This is a genomic window from Rhizobium sp. UBA1881, assembly GCF_002338015.1.
In the GTDB taxonomy this organism is placed as follows: Bacteria; Pseudomonadota; Alphaproteobacteria; order Rhizobiales; family Rhizobiaceae; genus Rhizobium.
On sequence record NZ_DDHH01000185.1, the window covers coordinates 1 to 15,013 of the forward strand.

Genomic DNA, 15,013 nt, shown 5'->3' on the forward strand with positions numbered 1-15,013 from the left:
CGCCGCCGAGCCGCGTCCCGATCCGCTCGCCGAGATCCGCCAGCGCCAGCGCATGCTCGACGCCAGCCGCGAGCGCGCAGCCCGCGAGACCACTTACGCACCCCGCGAGCAGGCGACGGCCTATGCGGCACAGCCGGCTCCCGCACACACGCCAGCGCCGCAGCCACGCGTGGCCGTTCAGCAGCCACAGGCTCCTGTCGCCAATCCGCGCGGTGCAGAAGACACGATGACGGAAATCGCCCAGGCGCTCGTCAGCCTGCGCCAGGATCTGAAGCGCGATATCTCCGAGGGCGTCGCCCGCGAAATGGACGCGCTGCGCGGCGAACTGCGCGAGATCAAGGCAACCGCCGCCGATCGTCCCTTCGCCGAAGACATTCATGCCGACATGAGCCGGCTTGCCGACAGCATCAACCATCTGGCCGCTCGCTCCGAAACGTCGGAGGCCCATGGCCTGCGCGGTGAATTCGAAGACCTGCGCTCGCTGATGGACGGGCTGGCGCGCGAGGATTCGCTGCGCCACATGGACCAGCGCTGGGACGGTTTCGAGAACCAGTTGCACGCGCTCGACACATCGGGCCTGCAGGAAGAGCTGGTGGCGCTTGCCTACCGCCTCGACGATATCAAGCGCCATATCGGCGGTATGGGCGAAAGCCCGGCGGTCAAGGCGCTCGAAGACAAGCTCATCTCCATCGCAACGGCGATGGAGCAGTTTGGCAGCATGATCCAGCCGCATGACCGGGCAATGTCCGAGCAGTTCGCGTCGATGGACAGTCGTCTTGACGAAATCAGCCGCGCGATCGCCGCGACCGGCCGCGCCGCGACATCGGGCGACCCCGCTGCCATGCACCGCCTCGAGGGACGGTTGAGCGGCCTTGCCGACCAGATCGAGCTTATGGGCCAGAGCGTGGCAAGCCGCGCCAACCCGGCCGATGGGCTTGCCGAACGGCTGGAAGCGCTCACGGCCCGCGTCGAGGAAGTCGCCAATGCCGAGGCCACGTCGCGCCTCGACGAACGGCTCGAACATCTGGCCTTCCTGCTCGAAAAGAGCCAGCGGGCGGCACCGCAGCCGGAACTGACCGGCGCGCTCGCCGATATCTCGCGCAAGATCGACGCGCTCGAGAACGGCGCTGTCAACGACGCGCTGGCGCAGCGCCTCGACTATCTCGCTCGCCGCATCGACGAGATGGAATTCCAGCCGCAGCAGGCAATCCAGACCCCAGTCGACGACGCCGCCTTCCTGCGCATCGAGGACCGGCTGAGCGATATCGCCGCCCGTCTCGACGAGAGCTCGGCGGCACCCGCCACCGACGCGAACGCGCTACGCAATCTGGAAGACCAGATCGCCAATCTTTCCGCGCTGATGAGCGAGCCGCGCCCAAGCACCGAGATCGCCATCGATTTCGACCGCCGCATGGGCGCGATCGAAGACTATATGGCGACCAGCGATGAATATATCGTCGAAGCCGCCCGCCAGGCCGCCGAAGCGGTCGTTGAGGCCTATTCGCGCAACGGCGCCCTGCAGGGCGGTGGTGCCGGCGTCGACATGTCGGCGCTCAATGCGCTCGCCGCCGACCTTCGCCATCTCGAGGATCTGAGCCGCAGCGGCGAAGAGCGCACGCACAAGACCTTCCAGGCGCTGCACGAGACGCTGGTGCATATCGCCGACCGGCTCGACGACATGGAGAGCCGCACGGCCCGTCCGCCCGCGCGGATGCCGGCCGCCGACGTCGATTTCAACGTCGATCCCTACGCGATGGCTGAGGCCGGAGCCGAGGAGGCCGAGAAGCCCGCCGTGTTCGGCACACGCGTACCCGAAGCCGTGCGCAAGGCCGAAGCTGCGCCTGAGCCGGCCGCACCGGCAATCGCCGCTTCCGAGACCAGCGCCATTGCCATCGAGGCCGCCAGCAAGCCTGCCGCGGCCGCCGCAAAGGGAAGCCTGCTCGTCAGCCTCGGCAAGCGCCTGCTGCCGTCGAAAAAGGCCAAGACCGGCGAACGCGCCGTCATCGACCCGTCGCCGTCGATCGATCCTGTCGACGTGATGCCGCCGGAAGCCGCCAACGAGCCGCTGGAGCCGGGCTCCGGTGCTCCCGATGTCAAGAAGATCCTGGAGCGCGTGCGCGCCAGCCAGAATGCGGCCCGCACCAATCCGAAGCCGGCAAGCGACACGGATCGCGCCGACTATATCGCGGCTGCCCGCCGCGCCGCGCAGGCCGCAGCGCTTGAAGTCGATCCCAGCGGCAAGGCCGGGTCGGTGAAGGGCGAGAAGAAGGCGAAGATCAAGGACCCAGCCAAGGAATCAGGCAAGGGCAGCGCGTTTTCACGCTTCCGCCGTCCGATCCTGCTTGCCGTCGGCGCCGTGCTTCTGGCGATCATGGCCTTCCCGCTGGCCCGCACGCTGACCTCGGGCGCCCCCGCGCCGACCGCCGAAGTGGCAACGATCACCGACGGACAGAACGCAACGCTGCCCGCAGACAGCGAGACCGCGCCCGACACGTCCGCACCAGTCGCGGCCGCCCCTGAGGCACCCGCTGTCTCGACGCCTGCCCCGCCCGTGACGGCCAATGTCGCACCTGCGCCGTCTGAGCCGGCAGCACCCGAGCGGCTGACCGAAGCCGCACCGCTTGGCGGCAATGGCGCGCTCGCACCTTCGGGCGCACCGCAGGATACGTCCGCCTTCACCGCCAACAACGCGGCACCATCGGCGGCCGAAACCGCACCGGCGGCAGCAGCACCCGAGATCGCCGTTCCCGACACGATCCAGCCGAAGTCGCTTGCGGATGCCGCGAAATCAGGCGATGCGCTGGCGCTGTTTGAAATCGGCGCGCGCTACAGCGATGGACGTGCCGGCGTGACCGCCGACCCGAACCAGGCGCTGAACTGGTACCAGATGGCGGCCGACAAGGGCTTTGCGCCGGCGCAATACCGCCTCGGCAGCATGTATGAGAAGGGCACCGGCGTTGCCCGCGATGCCAACAAGGCCAAACAGTTCTACGAACAGGCCGCGAACCAGGGCAACGCCAACGCGATGCACAATCTCGCCGTGCTCTATGCCTCCGGCGCGCTTGGACAGCAGGATTACTCGGCAGCCGCCAACTGGTTCACCAAGGCCGCCAACCTCGGGATCACCGACAGCCAGTTCAACCTGGCGATCCTGTGCGCGCGTGGCAACGGCGTGCCGCAGGACCTGACGGAATCCTACAAATGGTTCGCGATCGCGGCCAAGGGTGGTGACAAGGACGCTTCGCAGAAGCGTGACGAAGTCGCCAATGCCATGAAGCCGGATCAGCTGGAGAAGGCCCGCGCCAAGGCGGACCTATGGAAGGCCGAGCCGCTCGACAACAAGTCGAACGGCATCGAGGTTCCTGACGAATGGGCCGGCACGGCCACCAAGACTTCGAGCGTCGACATGAAGCGGGCGATCCGCAACATTCAGGCGATCCTGAACAATAACGGTTTCGATGCCGGCCAGCCGGATGGCGAACTGGGCACCAAGACGGTTGCTGCGATCAAGAGCTTCCAGAAGTCGATCGGCCAGGAGCCGAGCGGCAAGATCAACGACGCGACCGTCAAGGCGCTGCTGGAACGCAACAAGGCGCCATCGACCAAGGCCTGATCGAGCGAAGGTTCACACAAAATCCCCCGCAAACCGGCGTTTGCGGGGGATTTTTGTTTGTGCGGTGCTTGCCTGTGCCCTTCCCCGAAGCGTGCTTAGTCCGGCATGATCAGCGAGCGGTGGGCGGCAACGCCGGCCATGACGCCTGCAGCCGACGCCATTGTCGCATTGGCCATCGCCACGGCGGCATCGCCGGCGGCATAGACGCCCTTGACCGTGGTCTGCTTAAAATTGTCGACGCGGATGAAGGGGCCGGTGGGACCAGCCTCCAGCGCGCAGCCGAGCTGTTCGGCAAGCGGGCTCGTCAGATGCGTTTCCGGCGCGACGAACAGGCCGCCGAGCGGCAGGATGCGGCCATCCTTGAGACGAACGGCTTCCAGTTCGGTACCCTCTCCCAGCAATTCGACGACCGGGCTGCGAACAATCACGACGCCGCGCGCATCGAGCAGGGCCGCCTGCTCGGGATCGGGCTCCCATTCCCCTTGCGTGAAATAGGTGGTCGGGCCCCAATCCGGGATCATCTGCGCCTGATGCACCGACATCGGATTGCCGGCGAGCACGCCGAGCGGGCGGTCGGCCACTTCATAGCCATGGCAATAGGGGCAATGGATCACCGTCTTGCCCCAGCGCTGTTGCAGCCCCTCGATATCTGGCAGCTCGTCGCGGACACCGGTGGCGAGCACGATGCGGGTGGCGCGCTGCGTGGTGCCGTCGGCAAGCGTGAGCGCAAAGAGGTCCCCTTCCCTGCCGACCTCGATTGCTTCGCCCTGCAGCTGCGTCACCGTCTTGTAGAGGCCGAGCTGGCGGGATGCCTCGGCGATGATCGCCGCCGGCGCCTTGCCGTCCTGGCCGAGGAAGCCGTGAGAGGCTTCCGCGAAACGGTTGCGCGGCTTGCGCCCATCAATCACCAGCACCTTGCGGCGCGCGCGGGCAAGCTGCATGGCAGCGGACTGGCCGGCGAAGCTGCCGCCGACAATGATCACATCGTAGGTCATGACGTTCTCCTATCTCTCGCATCTTCATATGTTACGTGACAGCCTTCCGTCAAGACACGTAACCTATCTTGTTACAGATGACCTATGGCGCTAGATTGCTCGCAACAGGAGTAAGCGAATGAGACGCGACAGCCGCCTTTCGCGCATGCTGCATGTGCTTATCCACATGGACCGGCACTACAAGCGCGCGACATCGGAAACGATATCGAAAATGCTCGGCACCAATGCCGTGGTCGTCAGGCGCACCATGGCGGGCCTGCGTGACTTCGGCTATGTCCGCTCGGAACAAGGGCATGGCGGCGGCTGGGAATTGGCGCGCGGGCTCGACCAGATCACGCTCCTCGACATCTACGAGGCGATCGGCAAGCCACCGCTGTTTGCGATCGGCCCTTCGGTCGATCAACCGGAGTGCCTGGTGGAACAGGCCGTCGATGCCAAGCTCGGCGACGCGCTGAAGGAGGCAGAAGCGCTTCTCCTGGAACGCTTCCGCACGGTTACCATCGCCGACATCGCGGCCGATTTCGACCGGCGTATGCCCGAAGGACAATGCAACATCCACGGCAACATTCACACGGAACAATCGGCTTCCGGCTGAATTTACGCGAAAGGCGCGGATCTTTTGCCGAAGCTGGCCGACAGCACTTGATCCATTGCCGACCGATCCTTTAAGCCTTGGCAACGCCGGGGAGAGGCTTCGCGCAGCGCAGGGATAATTGCATCATGGAAATATTCACATCCGCCGGCTTGCTGGCGCTTCTGCAGGTCATTGTCATCGACCTGGTTCTGGCTGGCGACAATGCCGTCGTTATCGGGCTCGCGGCCGCCGGCCTTGCCCCCGATCAGCGCAAGAAGGCCATTCTGGTCGGCATTCTAGCCGCCACCGTGCTGCGTATCGCGCTTGCCAGCGTCACCGTGCAATTGCTCGAGATCATTGGCCTGCTGCTGGCTGGTGGCATCCTGCTGCTCTGGGTCTGCTGGAAGATGTGGCGGGAAATCCGCGCCAACAATGCCCAGGATGGTGAAGGCGAGCATGCCGAGGGCGCACAGGTTCCTCGCAAGACCTTCTTCCAGGCGGCCACGCAGATCGTCATCGCCGACGTGTCGATGTCGCTCGACAACGTGCTTGCCGTGGCGGGTGCTGCCCGCGAGCATCCGACCGTGCTGGTCATCGGCCTGATCCTCTCGATCGCGATGATGGGTATCGCCGCGAATTTCATCGCGCGCCTCCTCAACCGCTACTACTGGATCGCCTATATCGGTCTGGCGATCATCGTCTATGTCGCCCTGCACATGATCTATCGCGGCGGACTGGAAGTCTGGCCGCATGTCGCGGCGGCAACGGGCGGCTAAACCAATCGCGGACGGCCCCTTAGGGGCCGTTGACCAGCTTCAGGATGAGCGCCTGCACATTGCCGCCGTCGCTCATCTCCACCCGGTCGAAATCGCGACCGCGCTGGCGCTGCCTGCCGGATATCTCGCCGAGACGCTCGGTGAGATTGGCGCGGATCTTGCGGCAATCGGGATCATCCGGCGCGGAAAAGCCGAGGCTCAGCGTCTCGATCTCATGCACCATGTCGATGATGGTGTCGCCATGCACCCGCTCGTGCTTGCGGATCGCCTCGATGAAGCTGTTCCAGCTGGCTTGCACCGATGGCGAGAGCTTGGCGGACGGTTTGGGCAGCGTATAGATGATCGTCAGCTTCGGCTTGGCGACCGTCAGCATGCAGGCATTATCCGGCTGCCTTTCGTATTTGCGCGTCCATGTCAGCTTGAACGTGGTGTGGGCGATCACCCTGGACTGGCCGCCGACCTCGGGGCCGCGCTCGCCGATAGAGCCGTAGAGTTCGGCACCGGTCGTGCCTGATATGGCGTAGTTGCGCACCTCTTCGGTCGGCTTCCACTGCGCCACCGCCATAACCGGCACCGATGCGAGCAGCGCACTTAGCGTCAACATTCGAATGGCTGATCCCACATCGTTCCCCGTGCTTTGTTCCGCGCGGCCAATCTAGGGAGCCGTCACCTGGCGTTCAATCGCACTGCTGGGTGTTCGGCCGCTTCCGCGCACGAGTGTGCCGTGATTGTCACAAAACCTGAAAAAAGCCTGATTAATCAGAATTCTTCGCGTATTGAGGAGACGCGGTGTCGCTGATCGAAAGCCTATCGCAACGATTTCAGGTTACCGTATCGCATTCGCATAAAACGTGGGGAACGCAACGGCCCGCCGGGTCGTCCGCAAATCGGGGTCGGCTGTGACAATCTATCTGCCCATCGCAGAATTGTCGGTGAACATTTTCATCATCCTCGGCATGGGTGCGGCCGTCGGCTTCCTGTCCGGCATGTTCGGCGTGGGCGGCGGCTTTCTGATCACGCCGCTTCTGATCTTCTACAACATCCCGCCCGTCGTCGCCGTCGCCACCGGCGCCAACCAGGTCGTCGCCTCGTCGATCTCGGGCGCGCTCACCCATTTCAGGCGCGGGACGCTGGATGTGAAGCTCGGCTCGGTGCTTCTGGCGGGCGGTCTCGCGGGGGCCACCGTCGGCATCTGGGTGTTTTCGCTGCTGCGCCGGCTCGGTCAGCTCGATCTGATCATCTCCCTGATGTACGTGCTCTTCCTCGGCACGGTCGGCGGCCTGATGCTGCTTGAAAGCGTCAACGCGATGCGGCGCGCATCGAAGAACATCCCGGCCGCACCACGCCGGCCGGGACATCATCACTGGGTTCACCGCCTGCCGCTGAAGATGCGGTTCAAGAAATCGAAGATCTTCCTCAGCGTCATCCCGATCGTGGCGCTCGGCTTCGGCATCGGCATCCTGACGTCTGTCATGGGCGTCGGCGGCGGCTTCATCATGGTGCCGGCGATGATCTATCTGCTGCGCATTCCGACCAACGTCGTCGTGGGCACATCGCTGTTCCAGATCATCTTCGTCACCGCCTATACGACTGTCGTGCAGGCCGCGACCAACTTCTCGGTCGACATCGTGCTGGCCTTCATCCTGATGATCGCGGGCGTTATCGGCGCGCAGTATGGCGTTCGCGTCGGGCAAAAGCTGCGCGGCGAACAGCTGCGCGCGTTGCTTGGGCTGCTCGTTCTCGCCGTCGGTCTTCGCCTTGCCGTGGCGCTGGTGGTCACGCCCAGCGATATCTATTCGGTCGTGATGGGTGCCAACTGATGCGTCACCTGCTCAGGACCCTGCTCTTCTCCCTCATGCTGCTGCCGACGGCGGCCGGCGCGCAGACGCTGCTGCCGGGCCAGGCGCCGCAGCCGGTTGCCGAAGGGCTGGAGATCGGCACCTCCACCAGCGAAATCGCCATCACCTCCGACTTTCACGGCGCGGATCTGACGATCTTCGGCGCGGTGACCAACACCGACAGCCTGCTGCTCGCGATCGGCCAATATGATGTGGTCGTGGTGCTGGAAGGCCCGCGCGACAATGCCACGGTGCGCAAGAAGGAGCGGGTGTTCGGGATCTGGGTCAACACGCACTCGATGACGTTCGAGACCGTGCCGCATTCCTATTCGATGTCGAGCTCGCGCATGCTCGACGACGTGACGACACCACTCGATCTCACAGATCGCGGCATCGGCATCGACCATATTCCGCTGACGCCGATGGGCTTTCTCGGCAATGCCAGCAACGTCGGCGAGTTCCGCGACGCCTATCGCCGGCTGCAGGAGCGCAGCGGCCTTTATGTCCGCGACCCGAGCGGCGTTCGTTTCGTCAGCTCCAATCTGTTCAAGGCCAGCCTGCGGCTGCCCGCCAACATTCCGAACGGCGTGCATACGGTTCGCGCCTATCTGTTCAAGAGCGGCAAGTTCGTGACCGAGAAATCGGCCCCCTTGCGGGTGATCAAGACCGGCATCGAGCAGACGATCACGGATGCGGCGCACGAGCAGCCGATCATCTACGGCCTGTTTGCCGTGTTCCTGGCCGTCGTGACCGGCTGGGGCGCCAGCGTGGTGTTCCGCAAGGAATGATCGGTCACCGCTTCGGTTGGATGGCCCTGCCCCGGTCTCGCCACGAGATGATCACTGCATCGTCATTGTCTAAAAACCGACCATTAACGTTTACCAGTTAGTAATCTCTCCGACGTCGAGAGGTTTAGTCATGCGTATCCATACTCTCCTTGCCGTCGTGGTTCTGGCTGTTCTTGCCGGCTGCGCGACTGCTCCCAAACAGACCCGAAACATCTGCGCGGTGTTCGACCAGCGCGACGGGATGTTCACCAGCTGGCAGCGCTCGGCGGAGAAGGCCGAGAAGAAATACGGCGTGCCGGTGCCGATCCTGATGGCGACGATGTATACGGAATCGGGCTTCCAGCCGAATGCGCGGCCGCCCCGCACCAAGCTGTTCGGCTTCATCCCCTGGAAGCGACAGTCGACAGCCTACGGCTATTCGCAGGCGCTCAATGGCACCTGGGACCACTACCAATCGGCAACCGGAAACTGGAGCGCGCGGCGCACCAACTTTTCCGACGCGATCGATTTCATCGGCTGGTATCACTGGCAGAACAGCCAGACGACAGGCATTCAGCTTAACGACGCCTATAGCCTCTACCTCGCCTATTATTCCGGTCCGAAGGGCTACATGCGCGGCGACTGGCGCTCGAACGCGCAGCTGCAGAAGACGGCGCAGCGTTTCGCAGGGATGGCTGCGACCTATCAACAGCAGTTGCAAGGCGGCTGCAGCTGATTTGAACGACGACGGGCCGGCGGCATCGCCGCCAGCCCGGTCTAAAATTCGCGATGAGATCAGGCGGCCTTGGCGGGCTTGTCGATCGGGTGCTGGGCGCGGAAGCCGACGGCCAGGCGGTTCCAGACGTTGATGGCGCCGATGGCGACCGTTATGTTCATCATCTCGGCTTCGCTGAAATGCGCCTTGAGTCCCTCATAATCGGCATCTGGCGCGCCCGTCTGGGCGACCTTGGTGACGGCATCGACCCAACCGAGAAGCGCGCGTTCGCGTTCGTCATAGACGGGCGATTCATGCCAGACGCACATGAGGTTGATCCACTGCTCGCTCAGGCCGTCATGGCGGGCTTCCTTGACGTGCATGTCGACGCAATAGGCGCAGCCGTTGATCTGCGACGCGCGCAGCTTGATCAGGTGGATGAAGCGGCGTTCGAGGTCGGACTTCTGGACGTAATCCTCAAGCGCGAGCACGGCCTTGTAGGCATCCGGTGCGGCCTTGGCGAAATTGAAACGCGGTTGCATGGCACTTTCTCCTTTGATGGCTCAGCGAGCCGTTCGACGTTCATGCAGTTCCAGGAACGCGCAGCTTCTGGCTGCGATCGTCCCGTCGTCGATCTCCGCCAGTTCGGCACCGAGATCGGCAATTGTGGTCTTGGCAAGCTCGGCGCGATAGACGCGCTCGGCCTTCAGCATCGCCGCCGAGATGTTGCACGGCTTGGCGAAAAAACGATCGGGCGCCGGGTTCGGCCCGCGCTGGCGAATTTCATTGCAGCGAAAGGCAGGCGCAGGTCCCTCGACGGCCAGCACGATGTCGAGCAGCGTAATCTTCTCAGCGGGCCTTGCGAGGCGATAGCCACCTTTCGGGCCGGGCACGGTGTGGAGGATGCCGGCGCCCGACAGCGCCTGCAGATGCTTCAGAAGATAGCTCGTCGACACCCCGTGAAACTCCGCAAGTGCGGCCGCCGACAGCACGCCGCCCTCGGAAAGACCCGAAAGCATCGCCACGCTGTGAATGGCCTGTTCGACACCGTCTCCGAGTTTCATGTGACCAGCTCCTCAATTCATGGATAAAATATATCCATGATTATGCTGCCTGTCAATCTTCTTTCCGAGGCGCCGCGATTGCATCCGGGGCGGTAGACTTTCGGCTTATTCAGCAAAGGCTTGTGAAGCGATTGGGATCAGCTAAGGTTGCAGTGTCAAAACACTCCAAAAGGGAACATCAATGAAAAAGACGATCTTGCTGACGGCCGCGACGCTTCTGGCCACAGCGCATCTCGCCTCCGCCGAAGACACCATCCGGATCGCAACCGAGGGCGCCTACCCTCCCTTCAACTACGTGGAATCGGATGGCAGCCTGAAGGGGCTCGATGTGGATATGGCCAAGGCGCTCTGCGAGGAAATGAAGGCCAAGTGCACAATCGTCGCCCAGGATTAAGACGGCATCATTCCCGGTCTACTCGCCAAGAAATACGACGCGATCATCGCCTCGATGAGCATCACCGAGGAGCGCAAGCAGCAGATCGACTTCACCAACAAATACTACACGACGCCGCTTGCCGTCGCCGTGCCAAAGGACAGCCCGATCAAGGGCGTTACTGTCGAGGACATGAAGGGCAAGGTGGTCGGCGCGCAGGCCTCGACGACGCAGGCCAATTATACCAGCGACGTCTACGCCAAGGGCGGCGCCGAGGCCAAGCTCTACCCGACGCAGGACGAGGCCGTGGCCGACCTGCAGAACGGCCGCACCGACGCGCTGGTCTCCGACAAGTTCGTGGTCGTCGACTGGCTGAACAAGGCCGGCAAGGATTGCTGCAAGCTGCTCGGCGACGTGCCCGGCACAGAGACGCAAGCTGGCATCGGCATCCGCAAGGGCGAGACCGAACTGAAGGAGCGCTTCAACAAGGCGATCGACGCGCTGGTTGCCAACGGCACCTACCAGAAGATCACCAAGCAGTATTTCCCCTTCGACATCTATTGACCTGATGACAGCAGGATCGGCCGGTTGATGCGTGCCAGCCATGGCGCAAAGTCATCCGGCCAATCCGCCGACGCCTTGCCGCTTCGCCCCATGCCGAAGCCGTGGCCGCCATCCTGCAACTGGTGCAATTCCACCGTCACACCGGCCTTCAGGCAGGCCTGCTGCATGATAACCGTGTTTTCAGGATCAGAGATTGGATCGTCCTTTGCCTGCACCAGAAACATGGGCGGACAGCGGGCTCCGACATCATCCTCGACCGACCATTCGACGCTGAGGGCCGCGCTCGGATGTTTGCCGACCAGCATGCGGCGGGTCCAGGTGTTGTCGTAGGGCGGCTTCAGCGTGATGACGGGATAGATGAGCGCCGCGAAATCCGGTCGCGCCGATTGCTTGTCCGCCGCATCGACCTCTCGATAGGAGGCGAAGGCGGAGCGGGTCGCAGCGAGGCCGAGCAGGTGGCCGCCGGCGGAAAAGCCCAGCACGCCCAGATGGCCGGGATCGATGCCGAAGTGCGTGGCATTGGCACGGATCAGCCGGATCGCGCGCTGCGCGTCCTGCAACGGCGCCAACGGACCGGCCGCCCAGCCCTCGCCCGGCAATCGGTAGGATAGCACGAAGGCGGTGATGCCGCGGCTGTTCAGCCAGCGCGCAGCCGGCCTCGCCTCGTTGCGCATCGAGATCCGCCGGTATCCGCCACCACCGGCGACCAGCACGGCGATGCCGTTCGGCTTTGTCGGTGCGTAAACCGCAATATTGGGCATGGCGACATTGCTGATCGCGCCCCTGGCATTTTCGACGATCGCACCGGATGGGCCGCCTCCACCCGGCGGCTCTCCCGGCCACAGCGGCAGGATTTCGCTCGCCGCATCCGCCGGGTTGCCGGCGGCATGGGCCCTGCCCGGTAGCAACGTGTTCGGCATCACGGTTGCGGCGCTCAGGGCAGTCAGCAAAGATCGACGCGTCAGCATCTGTCGTTCCATCGGTTTGCCTTCGTTGTTGCAAGGCGCACCACCAATGCGGCGGAATTACCGACCGCATTGACGATCGCCTGACGCGACGCCTTCTCATCGGCGCGGTTTGAACTACATTCAGGCGGTGGACCAGATCGATAGCGAGCGCCTGATATCCCTGCCTGCCCCCTTTACCCGCTGGTTTGCGGAGAAGGGCTGGCAGCCGCGCAGGCATCAGCTGGAGCTTCTGGCGTGCGCCGAGGCGGGAGAAAGCACGCTCTTGATCGCGCCCACCGGGGCCGGCAAGACGCTCGCCGGCTTTCTGCCATCGCTCACCGATCTCACCCGTCGCGGCAAGATCCCGCCCGGCTCTGCCTTCACCGGCATTCACACGCTCTACGTCTCGCCGCTGAAGGCGCTGGCGGTCGATATCGAGCGCAATCTGATGAAGCCGGTGCTGGAGATGGGGTTGCCCGTCACTGTCGAGAACCGCACCGGCGACACGCCGGTTTCGAAGCGGCAGCGCCAGAAGCTCAGCCCGCCCGACATCCTCTTAACGACGCCGGAACAGGTGGCGCTTTTGCTTGCCAATGGAGAGGCGGAGCGCTTCTTCAAGGACCTCAGATACATCATCTTCGACGAGCTGCATTCTCTGGTCACCTCGAAGCGAGGCCACATGCTGTCGCTGGGGCTGGCGCGGCTGCGGCGGCTTGCGCCGAAGCTGCAGACGATCGGGCTTTCGGCGACTGTCGCCGAGCCGCTGGAACTGCAGAAGTGGCTGGTGGCGCAGCCGGAAGGTGGCGAGCGCCATGCAGGCATCGTCACGGTGGAGGGCGGGGCCAAGCCCGATATCTCTATCCTTTCGACCGAGGAGCGCATTCCCTGGTCCGGCCACTCCGCGAAATACGCGATCCCCGATGTCTACAAACAGCTTCTTGAGCACCAGACAACGCTGCTCTTCGTCAACACCCGCAGCCAGGCGGAGATGCTGTTTCAGGAGCTTTGGACCGCCAACGACGACAACCTGCCAATCGCGCTGCATCACGGCTCGCTCGATGTCGGCCAGCGCCGCAAGGTGGAGGCGGCGATGGCGGCGAACCGGCTGCGCGCCGTGGTCGCCACCTCGACGCTCGATCTCGGTATCGACTGGGGCGATGTCGATCTCGTCATCCATGTGGGCGCGCCGAAGGGCGCCTCGCGACTGGCGCAGCGCATCGGCCGCGCCAACCACCGGATGGACGAGCCCTCCAAGGCGATCCTCGTTCCCGCCAACCGTTTCGAGGTGATGGAGTGCCAGGCAGCACTCGACGCCAACTATATTGGCGCGCAGGACACGCCGCCTATTGGGCGCGGCGCGCTCGATGTGCTCGCCCAGCATGTTCTCGGCATGGCCTGCGCCGAGCCATTCGACATGCTGGAGCTCTATGACGAGATCATCAGCGCCTCGCCCTATGCGGATCTCTCCTGGGAGACTTTCGAGCGGATCGTCGATTTCGTCGCCACCGGCGGCTACGCGCTGCGCACCTATGAGCGCTATGCCCGTATCCGCAAGACGAAGGAGGGGCGCTGGCGCGTTTCCAATCCGCAGGTGACGCAGCAATACCGGCTGAACCTCGGCACCATCGTCGAGAGCCCTATGCTGAACCTGAAGATGGTGAAGCGGGGAGAAGGCGGCCGCATCGGGCGCGGCGGGGCGACGCTCGGCAAGATGGAGGAGTATTTCTTCGAGCAGCTTTCGCCCGGCGACACCTTCATCTTCTCCGGCAAGGTGCTGCGCTTCGAGGGTATCCGCGAGAACGAGGCGCTGGCGAGCCAGGCCTATTCCAACGACCCGAAGATCCCCTCCTATGCCGGCGGCAAGTTTCCGCTCTCCACCTATCTCGCCGACCAGGTGCGCTTGATGCTCGATGATCCCGACCGCTGGCACCGGCTGCCGGACCAGGTGCGCGACTGGCTGGCGATCCAGAAGGAGAAATCGATCCTGCCGAAACGCGACGAGCTGCTGATCGAAACCTTCCCGCGCGGCAGCCGCTGCTACATGGTGGCCTACCCATTCGAGGGGCGGCTGGCGCATCAGACGCTCGGCATGCTTTTGACCCGCCGGCTGGAACGCGCAGGCGCCAAGCCGCTCGGCTTCGTCGCCACCGATTATTCGCTCGGCATCTGGGGGCTCGAGGATATGGGCCGGATGATATCAAGCGGCCGGCTCAGCCTATCCGACCTCTTCGACGAGGACATGCTGGGCGACGATCTCGAAAGCTGGCTCGACGAATCCTTCCTTTTGAAGCGCACCTTCCGCAATTGCGCCGTGATTGCAGGGTTGATCGAGCGCCGACACCCGGGCAAGGAAAAGAGCGGCCGGCAGGTGACGGTTTCCGCCGATCTGATCTACGACGTGCTCAGGACCCACGAGCCCGATCACATCCTGCTGCAGGCGACGCGGCAGGATGCGGCGACCGGGCTTTTGGATATCGGCCGTCTTGGCGATATGCTGAAGCGAATCAAGGGGCACATCACCCACCGCCCGCTGGAGCACATCTCGCCGCTCGCCGTGCCCGTGATGCTGGAGATCGGCAAGGAGCATGTGCATGGCGAGGCGCAGGATGTTCTGCTGGCGGAGGCCGCGGACGATCTGATTGCCGAGGCGTTGGAGTAAAGGCCCCTCCCCAACCCCTCCCCACAAGGGGGAGGGGCTTAACCGTCGCAGCGCTGAGGTCATGATCGAGGCAGAGCGGGGCCACAAGTTTTCTCCCCCTTGTGGGGGAGATGCCCGGCAGGGCAGAG

Annotated in this window: 12 protein-coding genes and 1 pseudogene; 8 read left to right on the plus strand and 5 right to left on the minus strand. The window is 63.9% G+C overall.

Annotation, left to right across the window (positions count from 1 at the left end):
* Positions 1-3,613 (plus strand): SEL1-like repeat protein (locus B3605_RS22330; RefSeq protein ID WP_296436095.1); only part of this gene is annotated, 3,613 nt, incomplete at its 5' end.
* Positions 3,614-3,708: 95 nt separating this feature from the next.
* On the opposite strand, the gene B3605_RS22335 is transcribed toward B3605_RS22330, so the two are convergent.
* Complete coding sequence (locus tag B3605_RS22335) at positions 3,709-4,608, minus strand: NAD(P)/FAD-dependent oxidoreductase (protein ID WP_112942830.1); 900 nt, start codon at positions 4,606-4,608, stop codon at positions 3,709-3,711.
* Positions 4,609-4,726: 118 nt separating this feature from the next.
* On the opposite strand from B3605_RS22335, the gene B3605_RS22340 reads away from it, so the two are divergent.
* A complete protein-coding gene (locus B3605_RS22340; RefSeq protein ID WP_112942831.1) occupies positions 4,727-5,203 on the plus strand; it encodes an RrF2 family transcriptional regulator in 477 nt (158 codons plus the stop codon).
* Between the two features lie 125 nt (positions 5,204-5,328).
* Positions 5,329-5,958, plus strand: a complete 630-nt coding sequence (locus tag B3605_RS22345) for a TerC family protein (RefSeq protein ID WP_296436096.1) — start codon at positions 5,329-5,331, stop codon at positions 5,956-5,958.
* Between the two features lie 19 nt (positions 5,959-5,977).
* Here B3605_RS22345 and B3605_RS22350 read toward each other — a convergent pair whose 3' ends face one another.
* Positions 5,978-6,562 carry a DUF922 domain-containing Zn-dependent protease gene (locus B3605_RS22350; RefSeq protein WP_112942832.1) on the minus strand — a complete coding sequence of 195 codons (585 nt, stop codon included), beginning with the start codon at positions 6,560-6,562 and terminating at the stop codon, positions 5,978-5,980.
* A gap of 295 nt (positions 6,563-6,857) precedes the next feature.
* Between B3605_RS22350 and B3605_RS22355 the strand changes: the two genes are divergently transcribed.
* The 3 genes from B3605_RS22355 to B3605_RS22365 all read left to right on the plus strand — a co-directional run bounded on the left by B3605_RS22355 (position 6,858) and on the right by B3605_RS22365 (position 9,299).
* Positions 6,858-7,778, plus strand: a complete 921-nt coding sequence (locus B3605_RS22355; protein ID WP_018898341.1) for a sulfite exporter TauE/SafE family protein — start codon at positions 6,858-6,860, stop codon at positions 7,776-7,778.
* Entirely contained in the window at positions 7,778-8,584 is an 807-nt protein-coding gene (locus B3605_RS22360) for a TIGR02186 family protein (RefSeq protein WP_112942833.1), read from the plus strand. The genes B3605_RS22355 and B3605_RS22360 overlap by 1 nt, the downstream gene beginning before the upstream one ends.
* Positions 8,585-8,714: 130 nt before the next feature.
* On the plus strand, positions 8,715-9,299 hold the full coding sequence (locus tag B3605_RS22365; protein ID WP_112942834.1) for a transglycosylase SLT domain-containing protein: 585 nt from the start codon (positions 8,715-8,717) through the stop codon (positions 9,297-9,299).
* A gap of 59 nt (positions 9,300-9,358) precedes the next feature.
* Here the strand turns inward: B3605_RS22365 and B3605_RS22370 are convergent, their stop codons facing one another.
* Both B3605_RS22370 and B3605_RS22375 read right to left on the minus strand, forming a co-directional pair.
* Positions 9,359-9,820: a carboxymuconolactone decarboxylase family protein gene (locus B3605_RS22370; protein ID WP_112942835.1), complete on the minus strand. Its 462-nt coding sequence runs from the start codon at positions 9,818-9,820 to the stop codon at positions 9,359-9,361.
* Positions 9,821-9,841: 21 nt separating this feature from the next.
* Entirely contained in the window at positions 9,842-10,342 is a 501-nt protein-coding gene (locus B3605_RS22375; RefSeq protein WP_112942836.1) for an RrF2 family transcriptional regulator, read from the minus strand.
* A gap of 181 nt (positions 10,343-10,523) precedes the next feature.
* Here B3605_RS22375 and B3605_RS22380 point away from each other — a divergent pair.
* Positions 10,524-11,279 (plus strand): annotated as a pseudogene (locus B3605_RS22380) (ABC transporter substrate-binding protein).
* Here B3605_RS22380 and B3605_RS22385 read toward each other — a convergent pair.
* Positions 11,273-12,247 (minus strand): alpha/beta hydrolase, encoded by a 975-nt coding sequence (locus tag B3605_RS22385; protein WP_162725435.1) that lies wholly within the window; start codon positions 12,245-12,247, stop codon positions 11,273-11,275. The pseudogene B3605_RS22380 and the gene B3605_RS22385 sit on opposite strands and share 7 nt — an antisense overlap.
* A 127-nt stretch (positions 12,248-12,374) precedes the next feature.
* Between B3605_RS22385 and B3605_RS22390 the strand changes: the two genes are divergently transcribed.
* Positions 12,375-14,885, plus strand: coding sequence for a ligase-associated DNA damage response DEXH box helicase (locus B3605_RS22390; protein WP_112942874.1), 2,511 nt, complete (start codon positions 12,375-12,377; stop codon positions 14,883-14,885).
* Positions 14,886-15,013: the final 128 nt, after the last annotated feature.

Bases quoted from the DNA above. Each gene is read 5' to 3' on its own strand.
- B3605_RS22370 (WP_112942835.1), bottom strand. From the start codon at position 9,820: ATGCAACCGCGTTTCAATTTCGCCAAGGCCGCACCGGATGCCTACAAG.
- B3605_RS22360 (WP_112942833.1), top strand. From the start codon at position 7,778: ATGCGTCACCTGCTCAGGACCCTGCTCTTCTCCCTCATGCTGCTGCCG.
- B3605_RS22385 (WP_162725435.1), bottom strand. From the start codon at position 12,247: ATGCTGACGCGTCGATCTTTGCTGACTGCCCTGAGCGCCGCAACCGTG.
- B3605_RS22375 (WP_112942836.1), bottom strand. From the start codon at position 10,342: ATGAAACTCGGAGACGGTGTCGAACAGGCCATTCACAGCGTGGCGATG.
- B3605_RS22340 (WP_112942831.1), top strand. From the start codon at position 4,727: ATGAGACGCGACAGCCGCCTTTCGCGCATGCTGCATGTGCTTATCCAC.
- B3605_RS22365 (WP_112942834.1), top strand. From the start codon at position 8,715: ATGCGTATCCATACTCTCCTTGCCGTCGTGGTTCTGGCTGTTCTTGCC.
- B3605_RS22335 (WP_112942830.1), bottom strand. From the start codon at position 4,608: ATGACCTACGATGTGATCATTGTCGGCGGCAGCTTCGCCGGCCAGTCC.
- B3605_RS22345 (WP_296436096.1), top strand. From the start codon at position 5,329: ATGGAAATATTCACATCCGCCGGCTTGCTGGCGCTTCTGCAGGTCATT.
- B3605_RS22350 (WP_112942832.1), bottom strand. From the start codon at position 6,562: ATGTTGACGCTAAGTGCGCTGCTCGCATCGGTGCCGGTTATGGCGGTG.